This is a genomic window from Streptomyces sp. NPDC019224 (assembly GCF_040632605.1).
In the GTDB taxonomy this organism is placed as follows: Bacteria; Actinomycetota; Actinomycetes; order Streptomycetales; family Streptomycetaceae; genus Streptomyces.
Genome location: NZ_JBEYCF010000001.1, coordinates 167,137 through 189,990, shown reverse-complemented (window position 1 = coordinate 189,990; position 22,854 = coordinate 167,137). Strand labels below are relative to the sequence as shown.

Here is a 22,854-nt window from a genome sequence, read left to right as displayed (position 1 = left end):
GACCCAAGATCTGGCAAAGCACACGTACGCGGATGACGGCACGCAAGGAACGAGGAGTCCTGCATCAAAAGACCGGATCCAAGGAGTCGTCTCAGGAACGGCAGTCGGTTGCGCGCGCTTTGCGCTCATGACCGGGCCATCCTTCCCCTGCACTCGTGGGTCGACCAACCAGCAGACCGCTCCACCGTCGGCAGCATCGAGGCAGAGCACGACTGACTCGCTCGCTCGGTGTCGCCTGCACCCGTCGCTGACGACCGGCGGCGAGCCGCTCTGCTCTCAGCCTGTCGTGTGGAGCAACGCGGAGGCGGTGAACAGTTCCACGCCGACCGTGATGGCCTCCTCGTCGGCGTCGAAGTTGCCCCGGTGGAGGTCGAGCCCGCGCGTATCGCCGGGGGTGCGCACCCCGAGGCGGGCCATGGCCCCCGGGACGTGCTCCAGGTACCAGGAGAAGTCCTCGCCGCCGAGGCTCTGCTCGGTGTCCTCGATGGCGTACGGGCCCCGGCGGGCGGACATGGCGCCGGCCAGGAGGTCGATCGCGGCGGCGTCGTTGACGACGGGCGGGACGCCGCGGACGTAGTTGATCACCGTCTTGGCGCGGTGCATCCCGGCGACCTCGTCGATCGCGGCGTGCACCAGGTCCGGCGCCTCGCGCCACGCCTTGAGGTCCAGGCAGCGGACCGTGCCGGAGAGCTCCGCGTGCTGCGGGATGACGTTGCAGGCGTGGCCGGTCTCCAGCCGCCCCCAGGTCAGGGCGAGCCCGGACCGCGCGTCGACCCGGCGGGCCAGCAGGGCGGGCACCTCGGTGGCGACCTTGGCGGCGGCGGTGACCAGGTCCGTGGTCAGGTGCGGGCGGGCGGTGTGGCCGCCCGGTCCGTCCAGGGAGAGTTCGAGGCGGTCGCAGGCGGAGGTGATCGCGCCGACCCGGAGACCGATCCGGCCGACGTCCACCTTCGGGTCGCAGTGGACGCCGATGATCCGGCCGACGCCGTCGAGGACACCGGACTCGATCGCGTCGGGCGCCCCGCCGGGCAGCACCTCCTCGGCCGGCTGGAAGATCAGCCGCACCGGGTTGGGCAGCAGCCCCTGCCGGTCCAGCTCGGCGAGCACCAGGCCGGCACCGAGGACGGTGGTGGTGTGGATGTCGTGCCCGCAGGCGTGCGCCCGGTCGGGCACGGTGGAGCGGTACGGCACGCCGGCCTTGGTGTCCGGGATGGGCAGCGCGTCGATGTCGGCCCGCAGCGCGAGCATGGGCCGCGTGCCTTCCCCGCGCGTGCCGACGTCACACATGAGCCCGGTCCCGGAGGTGAGCACCCGGGGCGCGAGCCCCGCCCGCTCCAGTCGGGCCTTGATCGCCGCGGTGGTGCGGAACTCCTGATTGCCCAGCTCGGGGTGCATGTGCAGGTCTCTGCGGAAGGCGATCAGCTCGGCGCACAGGGCGGCGGGCAGGGCGCCGGGCAGGGTCTCGTCCTGGGGCTGGTCGGCATCGGTCTCGGGGCAGATCAACTGGCTCACCTGTTGAAGGGTAAGCCTCTTCCCTCCTCAACTGACCATGAAACAAGAAAACTTCAGCCACATAGGCGAATGTTTGACCGCGTCTTGGCGTGTGGGAGGCGAACGGGATGGGTACACTCCGGCGCTCGCCGCACGGTGGAGCGAGGGCCGAGCCGGGGCGTGGCCCCGCAGCGGGGCGTACGCTTAGTCCAGTGGTTGGTCCACTCTTCGACCCGTTCTTGCGAGGCAGCCGTGGAAGCAGCTCGTCAGTACAACGTGCACGAGGCCAAGACACACTTCTCGCGCATCCTGGAGCAGGTGGCCACCGGTGAGGAAGTCGTGATCTCCAAGGCTGGAGAGCCGGTGGCCAAGGTCGTGCCGCTGAGGACCCGGGTCAAGCGGACCGGGCGCGGCTCATTGCGGGGGCGGATCCACATCAACGACGACTTCGACGAGCTGCCGGACGACATCGCCGACGCCTTCGGGATGCGTTGATGAAGCTCTTGCTCGACACGCACGTCGTCCTGTGGTGGCTCGACGACTCCACCGAGCTCACCGACGAGGCCAAACACCTGCTGGACACCGAACCGTCGGTCTTCGTCAGCGCGGTGACACCGTGGGAGATCGCGATCAAGCAGTCCCTCGGAAAGCTTGAAGGGCCGGATGACCTGGCGGAGCGGGTGCGGGACAGCCAGTTCCTCCCGCTGCCCATCACCGCCGGACACGGCGTACGGGCGGGTCGTCTGCCCGAGCACCACCGCGACCCCTTCGACCGGATACTGATCGCTCAGGCCCAGACGGAGGGAATGACCATCCTGACCAGGGACAAGCGGATTCCCTCCTACGACGTGCCGGTCATGCCCGTCTGACCGGGTACCGCACCTCACGCCTCCCCCGTCACCGCCGTCACCCGCCAGGGCGCCAGGCGGTGGACGTCCCGGGCCGTCTCCGTGACGCCGCTCAGGAAGCCCTGGGCGCGCGGGGAGGCCGTTTCGCGGAGCCATTCCGGGGCGATGTCGCAGACCGCGACCTTCACCTCGGTGCCGGCCAGCGCGAGGGGCAGGGTGTGGACCACCGTGGAGGGGAAGCTCAGGACCGTACGGCCGATGGGGCCGCGGCGGGCGATGAGCTCCAGGGGGAGGTCGGGGCGCACGATCTCCAGTCCGGTGGCCGCCTCCAGGGCGTGGAGCTTCTCGGTGGACTCGCGGCGGTGGGCGAAGTAGCGGGTGGCGCCGTGCGTACGGGCCAGGGCGGCGACCGCCTCCAGATAGCGGGCCCGGTCCACCACGCCCGTCTCGACGAGCGAGGTGCCGACCAGGTCCGCGCCCTTGGTGAGCGACGGCGGGCCGAAGCGGGAACGGGTCCAGGAGAAGGTGTTCGGGATGAGGGTGACGCCCGGCGGCGGGATGACCGGCATGGCGGTGAACAGTTCGACCTCGCGGGCCGGCGACGGGGTGAAGCGGCGCCGCGCGGTGGCGGTCACCGGGGCCAGGGCCAGGCCGCGGGGGTCGAAGCCGCCGCGCCGGTGCCAGCGCACCAGGCGCTCGCCCCGGGTGAGCTGGGCGACGAACTCCATGGTGGCGGTGCCGTCGTCGACCACGGTGAGGCGGCGGGGACGTACGAGCGAGAGCAGGAGCTGCACGTAACGCGAGAACGGGTCGCCGATGACGATGTGGTCGGCGTTGCGGACGAGCCGGGTGAGGGCGCGCAGCGACTTCACGGGGGTGCCCGAGTCGCCGCGCGCCTCCTGCCAGCGCACGGTCATGCCCTCGTCGCGGGCCAGCTCCGCCATCCGGCGCAGCTGGCCGCGCGACATCGGGTCGACCGGAGGGAGGACGACGACGGTGACGTCCGTGAGGACGCGTCCGCCGCCTCCCTCGGTGACGGCCCACTCCAGGACGTTCAGGAGCTGGACCGGGCTCTCGACGAAGGCGAGGTTCACCGGTCGGCCCGTCAGACCGCGACCGGCTCGGCGGCCGGGGCCGCCGCGTCGCTCTCCGCGACGACGCCCGGGACCCGGCGGAGCTTCTTCATCGGGCCGAGCTCGGACTCGTACACCTTCTTGACGCCGTCGCCGAGGGACGCCTCGATGGTGCGGATGTCGCGGACGAGGCGGGACAGGCCCTGCGGTTCGACGGACGCGGCCTGGTCGGAGCCCCACATGGCGCGGTCCAGGGTGATGTGGCGCTCGACGAACGCGGCGCCGAGGGCGACGGCGGCGAGGGTGGTCTGCAGGCCGGTCTCGTGACCGCTGTAGCCGATCGGGACGTTGGGGTACTCCTGCTGGAGGGTGTGGATGACCCGCAGGTTCAGCTCCTCGGCCTTCGCCGGGTACGTCGAAGTGGCGTGGCAGAGAAGGATGTTGTCCGAGCCGAGCACCTCGACGGCGTGCCGGATCTGGCGCGGGGTCGACATGCCGGTGGAGAGGATCACCGTGCGGCCGGTGGCGCGCAGGGTGCGCAGCAGTTCGTCGTCGGTGAGCGAGGCGGAGGCCACCTTGTGGGCGGGGACGTCGAACTTCTCCAGGAAGGCGACGGCCTCGGTGTCCCACGGGGACGCGAACCAGTCGATGCCGCGCTCGGCGCAGTGCTCGGAGATGGCCCGGTACTCGTCCTCGCCGAACTCCACGCGGTGGCGGTAGTCGATGTACGTCATGCGGCCCCAGGGGGTGTCGCGCTCGATGTCCCACTGGTCGCGCGGGGTGCAGATCTCCGGGGTGCGCTTCTGGAACTTGACGGCGTCGCAGCCGGCTTCGGCGGCCACGTCGATGAGCGCGAGGGCGTTGTCGAGGTCGCCGTTGTGGTTGATGCCGATCTCGCCGGTGATGTACACGGGGTGGCCGGGTCCGGCGGTGCGGTTGCCGAGGGTGCGCAGGCGGGAGGTGCTCATGGGAGGTTCCTTACTCGGTGGGGGCTGAGGTGAGGGTGGGGCCCAGGAGCCAGGCCGCGATCTCGCGGATGGCGCCGGAGCCGCCGGGGGTGGTCGTCACGGCGCGCGCCGCGGCGCGTACCGAGTCGTGGGCGCTCGCGACGGCGACGGGCCAGCCGGCGAGCGCGAAGCAGGGGAGGTCGTTGACGTCGTTGCCGACGTACATGACGCGTTCGGGTGCGAGGGACTGCTCGTCGCACCACTGCTTGAGCGCGAGGTCCTTGCGGTCGATGCCGTGCAGGACGGGGACGCGCAGCTTGTGGGCGCGGGCGGCGACGACCGGGTTCTGTTCCGTGGACAGGATCAGCAGCGGGATGCCCGCCTTGCGCAGGGCGGCGATGCCGAGCCCGTCGCCCCGGTGCACGGCGACGGTCTCGCGGCCGTCGGAGTCGACGAGGACCCGGTCGTCGGTCTGGGTTCCGTCGAAGTCGAGGACGACCGCGTCGATGTCGTCGCGGGTGGGCAGCGGGGCCGGGTCCAGGAGCGGGGCCAGCGCGCGGGCGCGGGCCAGGTCGTGCGGGTCGTCGATCTCCAGGACGCGGGCCGGATCGGTGCGCACCAGCGCGGTGTGGCCGAAGAAGCGGTGGCGGTGGGTGCGGAACCCGGCGGCGTCCATGGCGTAGGCGGCGCCCGTCTCGAGCAGGTCCTCGGGGCGGTCCTGGCGGCGGGGGCGGATCCGCTTGTCGTGGTTGACGCCGTAGTTGTGGTCCTCGACCGCGGTGCCGTCGCGCCACAGGAAGCCGTGGAAGGGGGCGACGGTGACGGCGGTGTCGGCGCCCTCGTGGGCGACGGCGGCGGCGACCCCGTCGATGTCCTCGCGGGCGACGAAGGGGCTGGTGCACTGGACGAGCAGGACGACGTCGGCGGTGCGGCCCCGCAGGGCCTCGTAGGCGTCGAGGGCGTGCAGCACGGCGGCCTCGCTGGTCGCCGTGTCACCGGCGATGTCCTCGGGGCGCTGTACGCAGTGCAGCCGGCCGCTCTCGCCGAGGGCTTCGGCCGCCGCGCGGGCCGCCTCCGCGGCGGCGGGGGCGTCGGTCGTCACCACGACGTCGGTCACCTCGCCGGACGCCAGGCAGGCGCGGACGGCGCGGGCGACGAGCGGGACACCGCCGACCCGGGCGAGGTTCTTGGCCGGTACGCCCTTGGAGCCGCCGCGCGCGGGGATCACGGCGAGCACGGTGGGTTGCGTCATCGGTGCTCCAGTAAGTGCGTTGACAGTGGTTTTCACAGCTCCCCCATCCGCCGGACGACCGGGGCGACGCGCTGGACGCCGTGCCGGTACGCGCCCCGGGCCGCGTCGCGGACCGCCTCGCGCACCGCCGTCCTGACCCGGCCGGCCTCCCGGGGCGCGGCGGCGCCGGGCAGCGGGTGGCCGTCGGGGCCCAGGTGGTGGCGGGCGAGGATGCCGGGGAGGTAGCCGGGGGCGGTGGCGGGTGTGTAGTACGGCGCCGGTCCGGGCAGCGGGCCCCGGCCCAGCAGGGCGGTGACCCGGGCGCGTGCGGTGTCGTAGGCGGTGGCGTAGCCGCCGTCGGCGGCGACGCCCTGGCCGGCCAGCCAGTGGGGGTCGGGCCGGGGGCGGGCGCCCGCGTCCAGGTGGTCGAAGGAGGCGAGCAGGCCGGAGCCGGTGAAGTGGTGGTTGCCGAGCGCCTCGCGCACCCCGAGGTCGGTGAGGACGGCGGTGGGGATGCGGCGGTGCAGGGCCTCCAGGGCGGCCGTGGAGGAGACGGTGACCAGCAGGTCGGTGCGGTCCAGGACCTCGCCCATGTGCCCGTACACCAGGCGGAAGTTGGGCGGGAGGCCGCCGGGCAGACGCTCGGCGAGCCGCTGGTAGGGGTGTTCCTCGATGTGCGTGGTGTGCTCGCCGGGCTTGGAGCGCAGCTTCAGGAGGACCTCGCGCCCGGGGTGCAGCCGGGCGTGCTCGACGAGCCTGCGCAGCAGGTACGTTCGGTCGGCGCGGTTCTCCGGCACGGAGGGCTGGGCGGCGAACACCAGGGTGTCGCGGCCCGGTTCGGGCCGGTACGGGTCGCCGCCGAGGAACGGCAGCGCGGCCTCCGTGACGGCCGATGCGTCGGCGCCCACGCCCTCGTACACCGCGCGGAAACGCTCCGCGTCGTGGCGGGAGTTGGCGAGGACGACATCGGCGCCGTGCCGCAGCAGGAGCCCGTCGGTGAGCTTCTCGTAGACGACGCCGACGTAGCCGGTGACGAGGACGGGCCTGGCGGGCAGCCGGAGCGCGGCGATGCCGTGCAGCATGGCCTGGACGGCGCCGCCGACGAGGGCGAGGACGACGACGTCGTACCCCTCGTCCCGCACGGCGTGCAGGAACTCGACGGCGGTGACCTCGCGCACCCGGTCGGCGTCGATCCCCACGTCGCCGACCTCGGCGAGCTGGCGGGGGGTCGGGGTCGCCCGGCCGCGCAGCAGCAGTCCGCTGATCTCCGTACGGGGGGCGGGCGCGCCGCCGTCGCCCGTGGTCAGCCGGCGCGCGGTGAGCGCGCCCCACTTCCATCGGGTGTCGGAGTCGGCGAGGACGGCGACCCGGAGGGCGCTCGTCCTTTCGGTACGTGGAGGCACGTCTTCGAATTTAGGAAGGCATTCGGATTCGCGGCCCAACGTGACGGCAACAGCGGGTTAACAACCCGTCGATGCTTGGCGAATCACCCTCACAGGGGCCCCACTTATGACGAAGAACGGACCTGGTTCATCACTTCGACATTCGTCGTTCACCTGCTGGCCCCATCAGCGCCAGGGTAAATGACGGACATCCGCCTAGCGTGTGACGCGTGGTTAAGCTCTCCGTCATCGTGCCGTTCTACAACGTGCAGACATACGCGCCCGACACCCTCAGGAGCCTGCTGGCGAACGCTCGCGAGGACTTCGAATTCATCCTCGTCGACGATTGTTCGACCGACGGGACGGCGGACATTCTGCATCGCGCCCAGGAAGAGATTCCAGGGGTGGTGGTGATCAGACATGAACAGAACGGCGGATTGGCCACCGCGCGCAACACCGGTCTGGACGCGGCCCGCGGCGCATACCTCACCTTCCTGGACGGTGACGACTGGCTGGCGCCGGGCTACTACGCCGAACTCCTGGCCCGCGCCGAGAGCCTGGGCTGCGATTTCGTCCGTACGGACCATGTCCAGGCCCACGGGCGGGAGCGCACCGTGCAGCGCGCACCGCACGGCCTGAGGGACGTCCCCCTGGATCCCCGTGCGGCGATCCTGCCCGCCCACCGGTCCACGATGGTCGATTACCCGTACGCCTGGGCCGGGATCTATCACCGCCGACTCCTGGACAGCGGCCTGCTGCATTTCACCGATGGGTTGCGCACGGCGGAGGACCGGCCGTGGATCTGGCGGCTGCACCGCGAGGCCGAATCCTTCGCGGTGGTCGGAATGCTGGGCCTCTTCTACCGACGCGGGGTGTCCACGTCACTGACCCAGATCGGGGACGTCCGCCAGCTCGACTTCATCCGGGCGTTCGACCAGGTCGTACGGGAAACGGCCGACGATCGCGACGCGGACACTCTGCTGCCGAAGGCCGTACGGACGTATTGCGCCGTCATCTCTCATCACATCAACTCGATCGAAAGGTTCGAACCTTCTGTGGCCCGGACACTGAAGTCGCTCAGCTCGACGGCCCTGAAGCGTATGCCGCAACAGGTACTCGACGACGCACTGGACTCGATGGACGGGCAGCGCGCGACGCTGCTGCGCCGGCTGCGCCGTCGGCCGCACACCGCGAAGGAGGCCGCTGCCGCATGAGCACCACCGTGCGCACCACGCGCCTCTTCGTCGCATCCACCCTCTATGGCGTGGCCACGCTGGCCGCCGCGGTGGACGCGGGCCGGTTCGAGGCGGCCGACCGTTCGCTCCTCCTGCTCTGCAACAACGCCTCGGTTCCGGAGACCTCCCCCTCCGTCGACGAGATGCCCGGCTTCGAGGCGTTGCGCGGCCGCTTCGACGGCGTGCTGTCGTGGAACGAGACAATCGCGCCCTTCCACCCCGGCGCCTGGGCGCCGCGCGCGGACGACGTGCCACTGTGGGAGCGTCATCTGCGGCTCGAATGGGAACTCGGCGACGACCGTGTCGAGCTGGTCGTCGAATCGATCCAGGTCAGCCCGGCCTCGTCAATCTGCCAGATCTTCGCAGCCGCACCGATCGACGTGTACGCGGACGGTCTGATGAGCTACGGCCCGACCAGGAACAAGATCGACCCGCTGATCGGCACCCGGGTGCGCCGGCTGCTCCATCCCGATCTGGTGCCCGGGCTGAAGCCGTTGCTGCTCACGGAGTTCGGTGTCGAGCCGGAGACATTGAGCACGGACCACCTGTTGAAGGTCTTCGCCGAGCTGGCCGACATGCCGGTCACCGTTCCGCCCGTGGAGGGGCCCGCGTTGCTGCTGGGCCAGTACCTCTCGGCGCTCGGGCTGATCGAGGTGGCGGAGGAGGAGGAGCTGCATCTGCGGATGATCCGGGGTTCCGTCGCCCTCGGGCACACGCGTCTGGTGTTCAAACCGCATCCCACCGCACCGGCGCACTGGTCGCACGCGATGGCGGCCGAAGCGAGCGCGCTGGGCGCCGAACTGACCGTGCTGGCACGCGGATCCGGAGACGCCGGCACGTCGGGCGCCTCCCTGCTCGCGGAGGTGCTGTACCAGCGGATGCGGCCGGCCCTGGTCGTCGGCTGCTTCTCCACGGCTCTGCTGACCGCCTCCGCGTTCTACGGGCTGCCGGTCGCCAGGACCGGCACGGAGCTGCTGCTGGACCGGCTCGCCCCGTACCAGAACAGCAATCGGGTGCCGGTGACGCTGGTCGACGCGCTGCTGCCGGACCTGGGCGACGCGCAGGCCGTACGCGGGTGGTCGCCGCCCTCCGCCGAGCAGGTGGCCGAAGACGTCCACCCGCTGCTCACGGCGGTGGGCTTCGCGATGCAGCCCCAGATCTACCCGGACCTTCGCCCGGCGGCCGAGAGCTACCTCGCGCAGCATCTGCACGATCGCACCCGGCGTTACTTCAAGCGTCGCCGCCTGACCACGCTGGCCCTGCCGGGGGCGGTCCCCGCCCAGCTCGGCTTCATCCCCCGCAGCCCGGCCCTCCGGAAGGTGGCCCGACGGGCCCGGGCGTTGAAGCGGGCGGTGCTGAGGTGAGGCGGCATCGAGACCCCAGGGGGTCGATTCTCACCACGCACAGGTGCGCCGACCCGTACGCCTCTATCACAACGATGGGATACACGATGAAGAAATCTGTCAGCCTGTGGGCACTCCGCGTGAGTACGGCGTGTGCCGGAATCGGTCTCGCGATCGGGGCGGTGGCGACGCCGGCGACGGCGGAGTCTCCCCGGCCCGCCGCGACACCGCAGACCAGGGCCGCGACCCCGCCCGCGCCCGCGCCGACCGGGCTCGCCTACTCGTACGACGTTGCCAGCCAGACCGTGACGGTCACGTGGGCGCCCAAGGACGCCGACGACTCCCTCACTCTCGGCTACCACCCCGGCTTCTGCGGTCCGACGACGCTGGAGCCGTGCTTCGTCTCCAACCAGGTCATCAACGGCAACACCTTCTCCTTCCATCGGGCACCGGGAAGCACGGCGTACTTCAAGATCTACGCCGAGAACGCCGATCACCGGTTCACCGGCTCTGCAGTGCTGGTCATCACCACCTGAGCGTTGACGCTCCACGGCGAAGGCCCCTAGAAACCGCCCTCCAACGGCTCCGTCTTCGGCGCCAACGCCACCGCCACCCCCAACGGCACCCTCCGCGTCGGCACCAACGCCTGACCTACGTGTTCGAGGGGCGATCGCCCCTGCCGGCCGTCATCCACAGCTGTCCTGTGCTCGGCATGCGCCGTCGCCGATGCGCAGGATGGCCGAGCGGGGATCTTCGCATGAAGGCTGGCGGTCGATCACGTGAACCGGCCTTCGGACCAGGGGATTTGACGATGTTCGGTGGCATATTCGAACCCACCATGAGGACTCCGTCGATTCTCCACTCCCCGCGCGCCCGGGCCGCCGCCCTGGCCGCTGTGCTCGCCGCCCTCACCGTCTGCGCCGGGGACGCGGTGGCCCGCAGCTACCCCTTCGGCCCGCACACCCGCAGCGTGAACGACCTGGGCAACCAGTTCGTGCCTTTCCACGCGCGGCTCTGGGACCTTCTGCACGGGCGGGCGGACGGCGGGCTGCTGATCAACTGGCAGTCGGGTTTCGGCACGAGTTTCCTGCCGGACCTCGGTACGTACCTGACCAGCCCCTTCGTTCTGCTCGTCGGGGTGTTCCCGAGGGACCGGATCGACCTGGCCGTGTACGTGGTCACGCTGGTGAAGACGGGGACGGCGGCGGCGGCCATGACCTGGCTGCTCACCGCGCTGCGCCGGGGGCGCGGCCGGGAGTGGCTGGCGGCCGTGCTCGGTGCCTCGTACGCGCTGTGCGGCTGGTCGGTCATCGAGGCCGTGTACAACCCGATGTGGCTGGACGGGCTGATCGCCTTCCCGCTGCTGTGTCTGGCCGGTGAGTGGGCACGCACCGCGCGGCGGCCGATGCTGGGCGCGCTGCTGGTGACGCTCGCCTGGGTGTCCAACTTCTACACCGCGTACATGGCCACGCTCGGGGCGGCCCTGGTGCTGCTGGTACGGCTGCTGCTGGAGGACGGGACGTCGCGGGAGCGAGTCCGGGGCCTGATGCGCGCGGTGCGGACGGTGCTGATCGGTATCGGACTGGCCGCGCCGGTGCTGGTGCCGGTGTTCCTGGGGACGCGCCACGCCTACCCGGGCTGGACCCGGGAGTTCGCCCCGGCCGCCTGGCCGGACGTCGCGGCCCGGTTGCTGCCGGCCACGTACGGCTTCTTCAGTCCGGCGGTCTTCCTCGGCACCGGTTCCCTGCTGATGGCCTGCGCGCTGGCCTTTCACCGTGCCGTACCGCGCGCGGAACGGTGGGTGTGGCCGGGGCTGGTCGCGGCGGTGGCGCTGTCGTTGCAGTGGGGGCCCACGCATCTGCTGTGGCATGCCTTCGCGACGCCGAACGGGAGCCCGTTCCGGCAGACGTTCGTCCTCTCCGGCATCGTGGTGATCGCTGCCTGGACCGGTGTCGCCCGTGCCTGGCCGGAGCGGCGGGCGCTGCTGGGCGGCGGCGGGGTGCTGGTGCTGGTCGCCGCCGCTGCCGCCCCCAGCGAGCTGATCACCCGGTGGACCTATCCCCTGTTCGCCGCCGGCCTGGTGGCGGCGGTGGGCGCGCTCGCGCTGGTGCGCAGCCGCAGGTTCCTCCTGCTCGCGGCGCTCCTGCTGGTCGGTGCACAGGCAGGGCAGGCCGCCGCGACCACCGCGTACGCCGACCAGCAGCGACTGAACCGGCTCGATGACTACGCCCCCTGGGGCGAGCGGCAGGACGTCCAGGCCGCCGCGGTCGCCGGCGCCGACGGCTGGCCGCGCTACCGCACCGACCCCGGTCTCGAACAGAGCACCGCCAACGATCCGATGCTGGTCGGCGGGCAGGGCGGGGCCTACTACAGCAGTCATACACCGGACGTGACGACCCGCACCTTCCTCGCCCTGGGCGCCGGCTGGACCTCGCGCGGCCGCGCGCTGCAGAGCCTGGACAACCCGGTGACCGATGCGGTGTTCTCGGTCGGGGCCCGCGTCCATGTACCGCGCGATCCGCATCAGGTCTGGAACCGCCCGGACCGGAGAACGGTGACCGTGAGCCGGCAGGACGTCCCCCCGCTGGTGACCGTGCGGCCGGCCGGCTCCGGTGCGTCCGGGTGGGGGCGCTCGCCGTTCCGCAACCAGGAGAAGTTGCTCGGCGCCTCGGTGTACACCTTGCCCTCGACCGCGCTGCGGGCCGCGGACGGCTCGGCCGCCACCGACAGGAATACGAGCACCTACGCGGTGGAGCCCGGGACGTACACCCTGGGTGCGACCTGTCCTGCGGGCAGCCAGGTGTTTCTGTGGGCGCCCGACCTGTTCGGCACCGCCCGGCTGGGTGCGACCGGCGAACTGAACGACATCCGGGGCGATATGCCCGCGCGCCGGGCCGGCATTCTGCCCCTGGGCGCGGGCGCGGGCCGGATCGCTGTGACGCTGCGGGCGGAAAGGGCGGGAACCGTCCCGCACGAGGCCGTCGGCTGCCTGGTTCCGGGGCGTCTGGCCTCGGCGGTGGAGCAGTTGAAGGAGACGGGTGCGACGCGGGTCACCGTCTCCGGCAGCGGCGTGCACGCCGAACTCCCGCCGCGGACCGAGGGGGTCGCCGTGCTGGCCGCGCCCCGGATCGCGGGCTGGAGCTGCAACGGCCATCCGGCCGACTCGTACCTCGGCCTGGTGGCGGTGCCGGTCGGCGGCGACCGGCCTTCGGTGGACTGTGCCTTCCGGCCGCCGGGACTGCGCGCCGGGACGATCGCCGGGGCGGCAGCGCTGGCGGCCCTGCTCGCCGTGGCGTTCCTGCCGGCGGCCCTGGCACGCGTGCGGTGGCGGCGCGTGCGTACGTAGGGCGACGGCGAGGGGCTCGCGGAGTACGTCGCACCGCTGGGCCTCGGCCTCAGGGCCGGCTGAGACCACCGGCCCCGCCGGTCAGACGCTGCTGAGCGACAGCTTCGCCGCGAAGCCCAGGAACAGCACACCCGCCGCCGACGTGGCCCCCGCCGAGAGCCGGCGGCGCCGGCGGAACGCGGCGGACAGCCGGGTGCCGCCGAAGATCAGCGCGGACAGGTAAAGGAAGCTGGCGAGCTGGAGCAGGGTGCCCAGGACCAGGAAGGACAGCGCCGGGTAGGCGTATCCCGGGTCCACGAACTGCACGAAGAACGAGATCAGGAAGAGGATCGCCTTCGGGTTGAACAGGCTGACCACCAGCGCCCGCCGGTACGGCCGTTCCATGGCCCCCGGGGCCTGTGCCTCGGCCCGCTCCTCGTCCGTGATCTCGGCGGCCCGCCGGTGCCGTTCGCGCCACATCGACACCGCGGCCCGCAGCATCCCGACGGCCATCCAGGTGAGATAGCCCGCGCCCGCGTACTTGACGATCGCGAACAGCACCGGGGTCGTCTGCAGCAGCGACGAGGCGCCCAGCGCGGACAGCGTCATCAGGACGGTGTCCCCCGTCCACACCCCGGCCGCGGCCACATATCCGGTCCGCACCCCGCGCCGCGCGGCGACGGACAGCACGTACAGCGAATTCGGCCCCGGCAGCAGAACGATCAGGACGAGGCCGGCGAGATAGGTCGGAAGGTCGGTGACACCCAGCATGGGACGGAGTGTCGCACGCGAGTACGACACCCCGGAATCGGGGGTTCCGCCGCGATGTCCCCGTCCTCTTCTCAGTCCTCGTCGCCGTCGAGCAGGCGATCCACGGAGAGCTCCATCTCGACACCGACCTCGTCGGGCACCAGGAACGACGCCCCGCGCTTGTGGTGCGTCCGGTTCTTGTACTCGCCGCCGCGGGGGTCGGTGCACAGCAGCACCTGGTCGTGCTTCCGGTCGGCCACGACGTAGACCGGAATGCCCGCCTGGGCGTAGTCCTCGACCTTGGGCCCGAGGTCGTCCGCCCAGTTGGAGGAGGTCACCTCCACGACCATGCGGAAGACATGGGGGGCGTAGCAGTTCTTCATGGCGTGTGCGTCACGGAAGTCGGCCTCGACCACTGAGAGGTCGGGCACCGCATAGTCGTCCGGCCCCGTGGGAAGCCATAGCCCGACGCCTTGAACGAGCCTGAGGCCCGTCTTGCGCGCCCGGGCCCCGAATTCCTCGCTGAGCCAGGACAGCGCCAGAGCGTGCGTCCCGTCCGCGGGTGGTGTCACAGTGAGCCTCCCCTGGAGAATCTCCACGCGATGCCCAGGCAGCGAGTGTGCGAGCTGTTCTGCTGCCTCGCCGAGCGTCAGCTCCGGCTGCTCCTGCACGTGCGCCTGCTCCTCGTGCTGTATGACGGCCACGGCATCCTCCTTTCGGGAGTCACTGTTCACGAGCTTATCCAGCCTTGCGGACAAACGGCGTGGGATCACCCGCATGTGTGCACCTTCTCCCCCAGCACGCCTCCACCGTCCCGCTTTCCCCTCATCCGCAGGATTCGGCAACCGGGTGGAGCGGGAACCCGTCCCATGAGATACGCGGGTTCAGAGGCCGACGACGCGAGGGCCGACGATTCAGGGGGCTGGGATGATACGCACGGGCAGGACCGGGCGCGGTTACGCACTCCGAGGGGCCGCCGCCGTGGCCGTCGTGGCGCTGGCCGCCGTGACCGCCGGCTGCAAGGAGCAGCCCGCCGCCGGTGCGTCGGCCGCCCCCTCGGCGCCGGCGAGCGGCGACTCCCCCACCGACGACGCGAAGCCGGGCGGCGGTACCCCGAGCCCGTCCGCGACGGCGACACCGACGGCGACACCGAAGGAGCCGGCCGGGGCGTCGCCGGAGCCGAGCGCGAGCCGCACCACGTCCGCACCGACGCCCACGGCCGATCCGCAGGGCACGGTCCTGATGGCGAGCGGGGCGCAGGGCGAGCAGGTGCGCGAACTCCAGGCGCGGCTGCGGCAGATCGGGCACTTCGACCGCAGCCCCACGGGCTACTACGGGACCGTCACGGTCGCCGCCGTGCAGTCGTTCCAGGGCAAGCGCGGCCTGTCGCGGACCGGGAGGACGGACACGGTCACCTGGCGGAAGCTGCTCGGCATGACGCGCAAGCCCACGGCCACCGAGCTGAACCCGCCGACCACCCGCCCGGTGGCGAAGCCGGACAAGCGGTGTCTGGAGGGGCGGGTGCTCTGCATCAGCAAGAACAGCCGGACGCTGTCCTGGGTGATCGACGGCAAGGTCGTCTCGTCGATGGACGTACGGTTCGGCTCGCAGTACACGCCGACCCGCGAGGGCACGTTCTCCGTGTACTGGAAGTCGCGGCACCACGTGTCGTCGATCTACCACACGGCCATGCCCTACGCGATGTTCTTCAGCGGCGGCCAGGCGGTGCACTACTCGTCGGACTTCGCGGCCCGCGGCTACGACGGGGCCTCACACGGATGTGTCAACGTCCGGGACGAGGGGAAGATCGCGGCCCTGTTCGCCCAGGTCCGCACCGGCGACAAGGTCGTCGTCTACAAGTAGGACCGCCGGAGAGAGGCGCGGGCGGGACCGGGGGAACGTGTCCCGCCCGCGCCGTGTGCGCCGAGCCGCAGGTACGGGGGGAACCCCGGCTCCGGGCGCTGCCGATGACCAGTCGGCTCATTCCGTACAGCGTCGGCAGGCCGGGAAACGTCACACCGGCCGGTACGGGCGGTCAGCGGGCCGCCGCGCCGGCGGTGGGGCGGGGGGCCTCGGCCGCGCCGGAGTCCGTCGTCGCCGGGTCCGGAGCGACGGCCTCGGTCGAGGGGCCGGGCGCCTCGGTGAACCGGATCGAGGGGAGCCGGGTGGCGGCGTCGCCGCCCTGCTCGGCGTCCTCTTCGCCGTTCTTGTCGTCGCCCCGCCCGTCCTCGCCGTCGAGCAGCCGGTCGCAGAACCGGTCCAGGTTGCGGGCGCCCTTGGCGAGGGCTTCGAGGCGGGTGCGGCGGTCCTCGTCGAGCTTGCCGGCGCGGTAGTCGCGGCAGGCCTTCAGGGTCTTGGCGTACCAGGCGCCCGACGCGCCCTCGTCGCTGTCGCCAAAGCGGCCGTTCCCCTTCCCGGTCTCCGTGGCACCGTCCTCGGAGGTGGCGTCGCCGGAGCCCGTCGCGCCGCCGGACCGGCTGCCGCCCGTCCGGCCGGTGCCGGTCCCGCCGGCCGTGCCGTTCCGGTCACCCCGGGGGGCGGTGCCGCCGGGGTGGGCGGTGTCCCGGTCGGTGCCGTCGCCGGGGGCCGGGGCGTCCGGGGTCGGGGAGCCGGGCGGCGGGGGCGCGGTGGGCTCCCCGTCGGGGACGCCGCCGGAGCCGAGTTCCTCCGGGGACGCGGCCGCCGAGACGGAGTTCGCCGGGGAGGGGGTGTGCCGGCCGAAGGGGCCGGGCAGCACCCCGGACCCGGCTGCCACGGCCACCCCTCCTAGGGCGCAGCACGCCAGGGAGGCGACCAGGCCGAAGCGCAGGGGCCGGCTCCAGCGGAACGGGCGGTCGCCGCGTGGACCCGCGGCCCCGGCACCCGCGCCGGAGGCGGCCCTGCCGATGTGGACGGGGGTGAGCATCGCGGTCCCGGAGTCCTCGCCGTGCGCGGCGTCCGCCGCGGGGGCAGGGGTGCGGCGGGGCGCGGTGCGGGTGCGGCGGGACGCGGTGCGGAAGGCGGCCAGGGCAGCGGCCTCGCCGGGCAGTTCGCCGGTGGCGGGAAGGGCGGTGCGGGCCACGGCGTCGAGGGCGGCGGCCAGGCGTTCGGCATCCTGACGGGGACGGCCATCGGCAGGGTCGACCGGTTCGCCGCGGAGCAATTTCTCCGCCGCTTCCTTGTCAAGCCATGCGTACTGCTCGTCGGCCATCACATGTCCTTCTGCGTCCACAGACGCGAATGCGTCACACCGGCGGGAGCCACCAGGCCGGTGTGCGGGGGGCGTTGTACGGGTACGGCACCGAGCTCCCCCGTGCGGCCCGGTGCGCCCGACGCATTCTCCCGCAGGGACGCCGAGGGAGCCTCGGGGCCGCCCGGTCCACGCGGCGGGACGACCGGTGCCACGCCGTGCGGACGCCCGTCCTCCGGGACGGCACCGGCGCTCGGCCGGGCGGCGTGCGAGGCGGGGGTTCCCGCGTGGGGGCCGCTGCCCTCCGGCACCGGGGCGGGCGGTCCGCCCGTGCCGCCGCCCCGGTTCTCCGCGCTGTCCGCCCGCAGCAGTTCGGCCAGCCGCTTCAGTCCGCGGTGGGCGGCGGTGCGGACCGCGCCCGGGCGCTTGCCGAGTGTCTGCGCCGCGCTCTTCGCGTCGAGCCCGACGACCACGCGCAGCACCACGGCCTCGGCCTGGTCCTGCGGCAGCTGGGCTATGAGCGACATGGTGCGGCCGGTCGCCAGGGCTTCGATCGCCTCGTCGGCCGTGTCGGAGACGGCCGGCTTGTCGGACAGTTCCGTCTCGTCGCCGCCGATGGCGGGCCGCCTGCCGCGCATCCGGAGATGGTCCAGGGCGCGGTTGCGGGCTATGCGCGCCGCCCAGCCCCGGAAGCGGTCGGCGTCCCCGCTGAAGCGGTCGAGGTCCCGGGCTATCTGCAGCCACGACTCGGACGCCACGTCCTCGGCGTCCGGCTCCCCCACCAGCGTCCTTATGTAGCCCAGCAGCCGCGGCTGCACAGCGCGGTACACAGTACGGAAGGCGTCCTCGTCCCCGTGCTGCGCCGCGAGCACCGCGGCGGTAAGCCCCGCGTCGTCCCCCAGCACTACCTCAACCCTGCCCTGCTGTCCGAATCGCAGCTGGTCACCACTGCCGCGCCACGCTGCGCGACTCAGCACGCTACGTGCTCGGTGTGCGCCGCGTCCATGACTTGTACAACCCGCAACATTCCGGCGCCGCGCCCCGGTGTGACAGAAAACGGCCCCACGGCGCTGAGATGAGTACGGGGCCGTCCTGCGGCCCCGTGGAAGACGACCGGGGCCTCTCCTGTGGGGGGTGGCGGCCCCGGTCGTCCTCGTCACTTCCCGCCACGCGGCCTCGGCGCACTCGCCGCGGAGGTCCGCGGGTCCCGCCTCGTCCGCCGGGAGCGGGCCCTCGGGCTCCGCCTCCGCCGGCCGGGCCGGGGACATGCCGCCGCCCCCGGTCACCGACGGGGCGTACGCCTGGCGGCAGGCGGCTCAGCCGCGCACCCGGGCCCGTCTGGCGGCCGCCGCGCGCAGCACCCGCCGGCCCTCCGCCGAGACGTCGAGCACCTGGCGCAGCCCGGCGCCGGCGGGCGCGGCCTCGTCGATGCCCGCGAGCATCTCCAGGATCAGGACCTGCCGGGCGAGCTCACCGGCCAGCAGCGGGCCCGCCCCCGACGGGTCGCCCGCCCGGCAGCGGGCCACCGGGTCCGGGGCGGCGGGCCCGGCCGCGTCGTGGGCGAGGTGGACCTGGAGGGCCAGCACCGAGCAGGCGTCCGCCCAGGCGCGCAGCCCCTCGCCCGCCCGCTCGTCCGGGGCCTCGGCGAGCAGCTCCCGGACCCGCCGGACCGGCTCGCCGGGGTCCGCGAGGGAATCCAGGGCGGTGCGGGCCTCGGCGAGCCGGGCGGGCCAGAGCCGGGGGTCGGCGCAGCCGGCCCGGAGCGGGCGCAGCGGGTCGGGCTCGTCGCCCGGAGCGGGCTGGGGCAGACAGCGTTCGAGGCAGGCGGCCGCGCCGACGGCGAGCCCGCGTGCGTCGGCGGCGGCGATCATTTCGAGCAGGCTCATCGGCGTCTCCTGTCAGCCCTCCCGTACGCGCTCCACGACGGGACGCAGGGAGGGCGCAGCGCTTCCTGTTATCGCGTTCAGCGCCGAATGGCCGAAAAGCGTCACCGCGGCTGGCTGATTACCGCCCGCCCGAACCGCCCCGGTGCGCCTCGCGCCCCGCCCTCAGTGCGCCCGGAGCGGAGGCCGCTCGACGGGGAGCGCCCCGGTCATCGCGCGGTGGGTCTGCATCTCCGTCAGCCTGCGGACGAACAGGATCGCCAGGACCGCCGCGACGACGTCCAGCGCGTCGCAGAACGCGAGCATGTCGAATCCTTCGATGACCTCGTCCACGGTCTCCGCCCGGGTGTAGAACCGGCTGGCGATCCTGGACAGGACCTGGGTCGCGACCAGCGCCGCCCACCAGGCGTTCAGCAGCCCGCGCGGGGCGGCGGACCGGCCGCCGGGGGTGCCGACGGGCGCGCTCGCGGTCCAGACACCGCTCGCCACCCGGTACGGCAGCCACAGGTTGCCGACGGGTACGAACCAGGCGCCGATCGCCCAGCCGGGCCGCATCGGGTGGGCGTACGGGTCGAACACCTCGGCGTTGCCCCGGACCCGGCGCAGCCACACCAGGAAGACGACGGCCGTCGCCATGAAGGTGAGCCACTGGAGGGCGCCGGCGGACCCGTACATGTTGTCGGCGAGGGTCAACGCCTTCTCGTCGACCGCCAGGAAGCCGCTGTCCATCCCGTCCGCGAGCAGCATGCGGGAGTGGACACCGGCAGCGATCGACAGCACGTCCGCGACGGCCACGGCGCCGAGCAGCACGCACACCGCCTTGCCGAGGCCCACGGGCGAACGCAGCCCGTCCAGCCGGGCCGGTACCGGCATCAGTCCACCGGCCCGTGCCCGGTGCGTGCCGGCGCACACGGTGCACCGCCCGTCGGCGGTGCCGGCCGGTCTCGTACCGCAGAGAGAACAGAGCATGAAGAAGGAACCCCCCAGGATTCGGACGTCTACGCGAGAAGCGCGCGCCCCTCCCCGGATGGCGCGGCTAGCGGACCCTAGTGCTCCGCAGACCGCGTTGTCCATGGTCAGAGGCCCTCCACGGCGTCTCAGCCCGCGTCGATCTCCTTCGCCAGCGACTGGAACCGCGCATAGCTGAGCTTCGGCTCGCCCGGGACCCACAGCTTCTGTGCCGTCGCCCGCAGCGGCATCCGGATGCCGGCGGCGACCTGCGCGGCGGTCTGGGCGTTGGGGAAGTCGCCCCAGACCGCGAAGCGGCCGCCGAGGATCTGGTCCGAGTAGCGCTTCGGGACCGGGGTGGTGCCGCGCAGGACGAGCGGGGTCCACTGCTCGTAGATCCGCTTGCCGGTGGGGTAGACGAACTCGTTGGGCTGGCCGAGCACGTAGTACATGTACTCGTCGTTGAGGTTGAGGACCTTGCGGCCCTCGGCGAGGTACTCCTCCGGTGACCGGGCCCCGTACTCCTTGCCCGTCCAGTACTCGACCTCGATGTCCTGGTCGGCGCGGACCTCGCTGTCGCGGAACTGCCCGTCGTTCCACGCCTTGGGCCGCATGTCCTTCTCGCGGACCACGTCCGCCCGGTCGTTGAGCCAGCCGGTGGCGAGGTCGGCGATGCCCGCCCCGGCGCCGTACTTCGCGACGGCCGCGCGCTGGAGCTGCGGGTAGGAGGCGGCCGGGTCGCTCGCCATCAGCGCGCGGTACTCGTCGCCGCCCAGGTGCCAGTACGCGCCGCCGAACAGTTCGGTGTACTCGCCCAGGAGCTCGTCGATCAGCTTGGCCGCGCCCGGCTCGGAGATGTCCAGCGATCCGGTCGAGGCGACGCCGGAGACGTTGCGCAGCTGGAGGTCGGGGTGGGCGCGCAGCACCGCGCCGAGGTGGCCCGGCGAGTCGATCTCCGGGACGACCTGGATGTGCAGCCGGCCGGCCAGCGCGAGGATGTGCCGCACCTGCTTCTTGGTCAGGTGGTCGGGCGAGACGACCTCGGGGTGGGTGTCGGACTCGATGCGGAAGGCCTGGTCGTCGGAGAAGTGCAGGCCGAGCTGGTTGAGCTTGAGGTCGGCCATCTCGCGCAGCCGGTCCTCGATCCAGGACGCGGTGTAGGGCTTGCGCGCGATGTCGAGGTTGAGACCGCGCTGCGGTTTGCCGGGCCGGTCGCGCACCTCGCCCTCGGGCATGGAGCCGTCGGCGCGCACGGACTGCTTGAGGGTGCGCGTTCCGTAGAAGACGCCCGCCTCGCCGGGTCCGCTGATCCGCACGCGTCCGTTCCCGGTGCGCAGGGTGTACGACTCCGGACCGCCGGACGCCTTCGGGGTGAGGGCCAGTTCGATGTCACCGGCGCGGGCCGGCACCTCGCCCCGGTAGCGGATCTTCAGCTCGCCGGCCAGCAGCTTCCCCTCGTCGGCGAGCTTGCCGCTGCCGTCCGCGAGGACCACCCCGCTGTCCTTGCCGGGCCGCCATCCGGGCCCGCGGGCGGGGGTGTGCTCCCGTACGGCGGGGATGGTGCGGGGCGTCTCGGAGAGCGGGTAGCTCCGGGTCGGGGAGGGAGTGGGGGACGGCGACGACGCCGCGCGGGAGGTCTCGGGGCCGTTGCGGTGTTCGGTTCCGGAGCCGTCGCAGCCGACGAGGGCGACGCTCGCCGCGGCCGTCGCCGTCACGGCCAGGAGGACGCCGCGTGAGGGTGCCATCAGTCGGAAACCTCCGGTTCGGGGGAAAGGGAGCAGAACTGCGAGAAAACAGGGCGGATATATGGAGGTCGCCGGGCATTCTCCTCACACATCCGCTCTTCAGGCATCACGAAACTCTCCCGTCCGGGTGAAATTCGCGCATCCTTCGCCCGGCCGTTTCCCCGTATCGCTAGCGTTGAGCCCCATTCGTCTCTCCTTTCGCCCCCGCATCCGCCTGGTCCCCCCAGTCCCTCCCCCCTCCAGGTTCAAAGATGCCGTTGATTCCAGGAGCCCCCGCTGTCCAGGTCCAGCGAGTCCCACGCCGGCCTTCCCGAGCAGCCGCCCCGGCCCGCCCGGCGCACCGCCGTGCCCGTGCAGAACCGCGGCGGCGCACCCGCCCGGTCCGCCGCGCAGTGCTGGGACCTGCCCCGTTTCAACACCGCGTCCGCCCCGGAGGCCGAGGCCGCCCTGCTGCAGTGCTTCGGCAGCCGGGCCTGGGCGCAGCGGCTGGCCGCCCACCGCCCCTACCCGGACGTGGAGGCGCTGCTCGCCGCGGCCGACGAGGCGGTCCACGACCTCTTCCCCACCGATCACACCGAGGCGCTGGCCGCCGAGGCTTCGCCGGGGCTGCGGCCGGACGCGCCCCGCTCCGCCCATCTCGCGCTGGCCGCCGCGCACGCCGAGTACGAACGCAGGTTCGGCCATGTCTTCGTGATCTGCCTGGACGGCTATCCGCCCGACGAACACCCCGACCAGGTGCTGGCCGGCATCCGGGCCCGGCTGGCGCACGAGGAGGAGCGGGAGCGGGCCGTCACGGCGGACGAGATGCGGCGACTCGCCCGGGGCCGCCTGGCCGCGCTGGTATCGAGTCGATAACGGGTCGGCGGAGGGCCGCGCGGGCCCGCATCCCCGGTAAACAGGCGGGTGAGCAGGGCCCCGGGGGCCTGTCCATAGCCCGTCCGTGCCTGTTTCGTTGCCACTTTGATCACACCGGAGGCCCCCGCGCGATCGAACCGACGATCCGTCGCTACGATGGCCAGGGCCGGTGGACCGTACCCGGCCGGGTCAGACCGACAGTCAAGCCGGCCGACCCCAATCCCCGCTCCCGGAGGGTTCTTCCGTGCCGGCTGGAACGCTGTACCGCGGCCGGGAAGGCATGTGGTCCTGGGTGGCTCATCGAGTCACCGGTGTCCTCATTTTCTTCTTCCTGTTCGTGCATGTCCTGGACACCGCCCTCGTCCGCGTCTCCCCCGAGGCGTACGACGACGTCGTGTCCACGTACAAGACGCCGATCGTCGCGCTGCTGGAATACGGCCTGGTGGCCGCGATTCTCTTCCACGCGCTGAACGGGCTGCGCATCGTCGCCGTGGACTTCTGGGCCAAGGGCCCGCGCGTTCAGAAGCAGATGCTCTGGGCCGTGCTGGGCATCTGGATCGTGCTGATGCTGGGGGCGCTGTACCCCGTGCTCGGCCACGCCGTCCGCGAACTCTTCGGGAGCTGAGGCC

At 72.5% G+C, this 22,854-nt stretch carries 21 protein-coding genes; 9 read left to right on the top strand and 12 right to left on the bottom strand.

Translation table 11 applies throughout. The features are described 5' to 3' along the window. Nucleotides 1–276: 276 nt before the first annotated feature. Nucleotides 277–1,503 (bottom strand): amidohydrolase, encoded by a 1,227-nt coding sequence (locus ABZ564_RS00965; protein WP_360847667.1) that lies wholly within the window; start codon nucleotides 1,501–1,503, stop codon nucleotides 277–279. Between the two features lie 240 nt (nucleotides 1,504–1,743). Here ABZ564_RS00965 and ABZ564_RS00960 point away from each other — a divergent pair, with 240 nt between their 5' ends. Both ABZ564_RS00960 and ABZ564_RS00955 read left to right on the top strand, forming a co-directional pair. Then, nucleotides 1,744–1,986 (top strand): type II toxin-antitoxin system prevent-host-death family antitoxin, encoded by a 243-nt coding sequence (locus tag ABZ564_RS00960; RefSeq protein WP_360847349.1) that lies wholly within the window; start codon nucleotides 1,744–1,746, stop codon nucleotides 1,984–1,986. Next, nucleotides 1,986–2,360 carry a type II toxin-antitoxin system VapC family toxin gene (locus ABZ564_RS00955; protein ID WP_360847346.1) on the top strand — a complete coding sequence of 125 codons (375 nt, stop codon included), beginning with the start codon at nucleotides 1,986–1,988 and terminating at the stop codon, nucleotides 2,358–2,360. The genes ABZ564_RS00960 and ABZ564_RS00955 overlap by 1 nt, the downstream gene beginning before the upstream one ends. Nucleotides 2,361–2,374: 14 nt before the next feature. Here ABZ564_RS00955 and ABZ564_RS00950 read toward each other — a convergent pair whose 3' ends face one another. From ABZ564_RS00950 to ABZ564_RS00935, 4 genes are read right to left on the bottom strand one after another with little or no spacing between them, the layout of a single operon-like run. After that, nucleotides 2,375–3,433: a hypothetical protein gene (locus tag ABZ564_RS00950; protein ID WP_360847343.1), complete on the bottom strand. Its 1,059-nt coding sequence runs from the start codon at nucleotides 3,431–3,433 to the stop codon at nucleotides 2,375–2,377. An 11-nt stretch (nucleotides 3,434–3,444) separates the two neighbouring features. Further along, nucleotides 3,445–4,380, bottom strand: coding sequence for an N-acetylneuraminate synthase family protein (locus tag ABZ564_RS00945; RefSeq protein ID WP_360847340.1), 936 nt, complete (start codon nucleotides 4,378–4,380; stop codon nucleotides 3,445–3,447). Between the two features lie 10 nt (nucleotides 4,381–4,390). Beyond that, nucleotides 4,391–5,611 (bottom strand): acylneuraminate cytidylyltransferase, encoded by a 1,221-nt coding sequence (locus tag ABZ564_RS00940; RefSeq protein WP_360847337.1) that lies wholly within the window; start codon nucleotides 5,609–5,611, stop codon nucleotides 4,391–4,393. A gap of 32 nt (nucleotides 5,612–5,643) precedes the next feature. After that, nucleotides 5,644–6,993, bottom strand: a complete 1,350-nt coding sequence (locus ABZ564_RS00935; protein WP_360847334.1) for a DUF6716 putative glycosyltransferase — start codon at nucleotides 6,991–6,993, stop codon at nucleotides 5,644–5,646. Nucleotides 6,994–7,202: 209 nt separating this feature from the next. Here ABZ564_RS00935 and ABZ564_RS00930 point away from each other — a divergent pair, with 209 nt between their 5' ends. The 4 genes from ABZ564_RS00930 (at nucleotide 7,203) to ABZ564_RS00915 (ending at nucleotide 12,896) form a co-directional block, all read left to right on the top strand. After that, entirely contained in the window at nucleotides 7,203–8,186 is a 984-nt protein-coding gene (locus ABZ564_RS00930; RefSeq protein ID WP_360847331.1) for a glycosyltransferase family 2 protein, read from the top strand. After that, nucleotides 8,183–9,571 carry a polysialyltransferase family glycosyltransferase gene (locus ABZ564_RS00925; RefSeq protein ID WP_360847328.1) on the top strand — a complete coding sequence of 463 codons (1,389 nt, stop codon included), beginning with the start codon at nucleotides 8,183–8,185 and terminating at the stop codon, nucleotides 9,569–9,571. The genes ABZ564_RS00930 and ABZ564_RS00925 overlap by 4 nt, the downstream gene beginning before the upstream one ends. A gap of 86 nt (nucleotides 9,572–9,657) precedes the next feature. Beyond that, entirely contained in the window at nucleotides 9,658–10,086 is a 429-nt protein-coding gene (locus ABZ564_RS00920) for a hypothetical protein (RefSeq protein WP_360847325.1), read from the top strand. A gap of 302 nt (nucleotides 10,087–10,388) precedes the next feature. After that, nucleotides 10,389–12,896, top strand: a complete 2,508-nt coding sequence (locus tag ABZ564_RS00915) for a YfhO family protein (RefSeq protein ID WP_360847322.1) — start codon at nucleotides 10,389–10,391, stop codon at nucleotides 12,894–12,896. Nucleotides 12,897–12,977: 81 nt separating this feature from the next. Here the strand turns inward: ABZ564_RS00915 and leuE are convergent, their stop codons facing one another. Together leuE and ABZ564_RS00905 are read right to left on the bottom strand one after the other, a co-directional pair. Then, on the bottom strand, nucleotides 12,978–13,646 hold the full coding sequence (gene leuE / locus ABZ564_RS00910) for a leucine efflux protein LeuE (RefSeq protein ID WP_360847319.1): 669 nt from the start codon (nucleotides 13,644–13,646) through the stop codon (nucleotides 12,978–12,980). A 71-nt stretch (nucleotides 13,647–13,717) separates the two neighbouring features. Further along, nucleotides 13,718–14,329, bottom strand: a complete 612-nt coding sequence (locus ABZ564_RS00905) for a Uma2 family endonuclease (RefSeq protein ID WP_360847316.1) — start codon at nucleotides 14,327–14,329, stop codon at nucleotides 13,718–13,720. 223 nt (nucleotides 14,330–14,552) lie between these two features. Here ABZ564_RS00905 and ABZ564_RS00900 point away from each other — a divergent pair, with 223 nt between their 5' ends. Next, complete coding sequence (locus tag ABZ564_RS00900) at nucleotides 14,553–15,488, top strand: L,D-transpeptidase family protein (protein WP_360847313.1); 936 nt, start codon at nucleotides 14,553–14,555, stop codon at nucleotides 15,486–15,488. Nucleotides 15,489–15,660: 172 nt separating this feature from the next. Here the strand turns inward: ABZ564_RS00900 and ABZ564_RS00895 are convergent, their stop codons facing one another. From ABZ564_RS00895 to ABZ564_RS00875, 5 genes are all read right to left on the bottom strand, one after another. Continuing rightward, nucleotides 15,661–16,815 carry a hypothetical protein gene (locus ABZ564_RS00895; protein WP_360847310.1) on the bottom strand — a complete coding sequence of 385 codons (1,155 nt, stop codon included), beginning with the start codon at nucleotides 16,813–16,815 and terminating at the stop codon, nucleotides 15,661–15,663. Then, complete coding sequence (locus ABZ564_RS00890) at nucleotides 16,815–17,699, bottom strand: RNA polymerase sigma factor (RefSeq protein WP_360847307.1); 885 nt, start codon at nucleotides 17,697–17,699, stop codon at nucleotides 16,815–16,817. Before ABZ564_RS00890 ends, ABZ564_RS00895 begins: the two co-directional genes overlap by 1 nt. A gap of 411 nt (nucleotides 17,700–18,110) precedes the next feature. Further along, a complete protein-coding gene (locus ABZ564_RS00885; protein WP_360847304.1) occupies nucleotides 18,111–18,680 on the bottom strand; it encodes a hypothetical protein in 570 nt (189 codons plus the stop codon). Nucleotides 18,681–18,842: 162 nt separating this feature from the next. Continuing rightward, nucleotides 18,843–19,550 (bottom strand): DUF4328 domain-containing protein, encoded by a 708-nt coding sequence (locus tag ABZ564_RS00880; RefSeq protein WP_360847301.1) that lies wholly within the window; start codon nucleotides 19,548–19,550, stop codon nucleotides 18,843–18,845. 224 nt (nucleotides 19,551–19,774) lie between these two features. Beyond that, entirely contained in the window at nucleotides 19,775–21,370 is a 1,596-nt protein-coding gene (locus ABZ564_RS00875; RefSeq protein WP_360847298.1) for a family 20 glycosylhydrolase, read from the bottom strand. Between the two features lie 345 nt (nucleotides 21,371–21,715). Here ABZ564_RS00875 and ABZ564_RS00870 point away from each other — a divergent pair, with 345 nt between their 5' ends. Continuing rightward, nucleotides 21,716–22,225: a 2-oxo-4-hydroxy-4-carboxy-5-ureidoimidazoline decarboxylase gene (locus ABZ564_RS00870; RefSeq protein WP_360847296.1), complete on the top strand. Its 510-nt coding sequence runs from the start codon at nucleotides 21,716–21,718 to the stop codon at nucleotides 22,223–22,225. 244 nt (nucleotides 22,226–22,469) lie between these two features. Next, complete coding sequence (gene sdhC, locus ABZ564_RS00865) at nucleotides 22,470–22,850, top strand: succinate dehydrogenase, cytochrome b556 subunit (protein ID WP_026242571.1); 381 nt, start codon at nucleotides 22,470–22,472, stop codon at nucleotides 22,848–22,850. The last annotated feature ends 4 nt before the right edge of the window (nucleotides 22,851–22,854 follow it).

Coding starts and splice junctions, on each gene's coding strand:
- ABZ564_RS00955 (WP_360847346.1), top strand. CDS start 1,986: ATGAAGCTCTTGCTCGACACGCACGTCGTCCTGTGGTGGCTCGACGAC.
- ABZ564_RS00945 (WP_360847340.1), bottom strand. CDS start 4,380: ATGAGCACCTCCCGCCTGCGCACCCTCGGCAACCGCACCGCCGGACCC.
- ABZ564_RS00940 (WP_360847337.1), bottom strand. CDS start 5,611: ATGACGCAACCCACCGTGCTCGCCGTGATCCCCGCGCGCGGCGGCTCC.
- ABZ564_RS00925 (WP_360847328.1), top strand. CDS start 8,183: ATGAGCACCACCGTGCGCACCACGCGCCTCTTCGTCGCATCCACCCTC.
- ABZ564_RS00920 (WP_360847325.1), top strand. CDS start 9,658: ATGAAGAAATCTGTCAGCCTGTGGGCACTCCGCGTGAGTACGGCGTGT.
- ABZ564_RS00915 (WP_360847322.1), top strand. CDS start 10,389: ATGAGGACTCCGTCGATTCTCCACTCCCCGCGCGCCCGGGCCGCCGCC.
- leuE (WP_360847319.1), bottom strand. CDS start 13,646: ATGCTGGGTGTCACCGACCTTCCGACCTATCTCGCCGGCCTCGTCCTG.
- ABZ564_RS00900 (WP_360847313.1), top strand. CDS start 14,553: ATGATACGCACGGGCAGGACCGGGCGCGGTTACGCACTCCGAGGGGCC.
- ABZ564_RS00895 (WP_360847310.1), bottom strand. CDS start 16,815: ATGGCCGACGAGCAGTACGCATGGCTTGACAAGGAAGCGGCGGAGAAA.
- ABZ564_RS00885 (WP_360847304.1), bottom strand. CDS start 18,680: ATGAGCCTGCTCGAAATGATCGCCGCCGCCGACGCACGCGGGCTCGCC.
- ABZ564_RS00880 (WP_360847301.1), bottom strand. CDS start 19,550: ATGCCGGTACCGGCCCGGCTGGACGGGCTGCGTTCGCCCGTGGGCCTC.
- ABZ564_RS00875 (WP_360847298.1), bottom strand. CDS start 21,370: ATGGCACCCTCACGCGGCGTCCTCCTGGCCGTGACGGCGACGGCCGCG.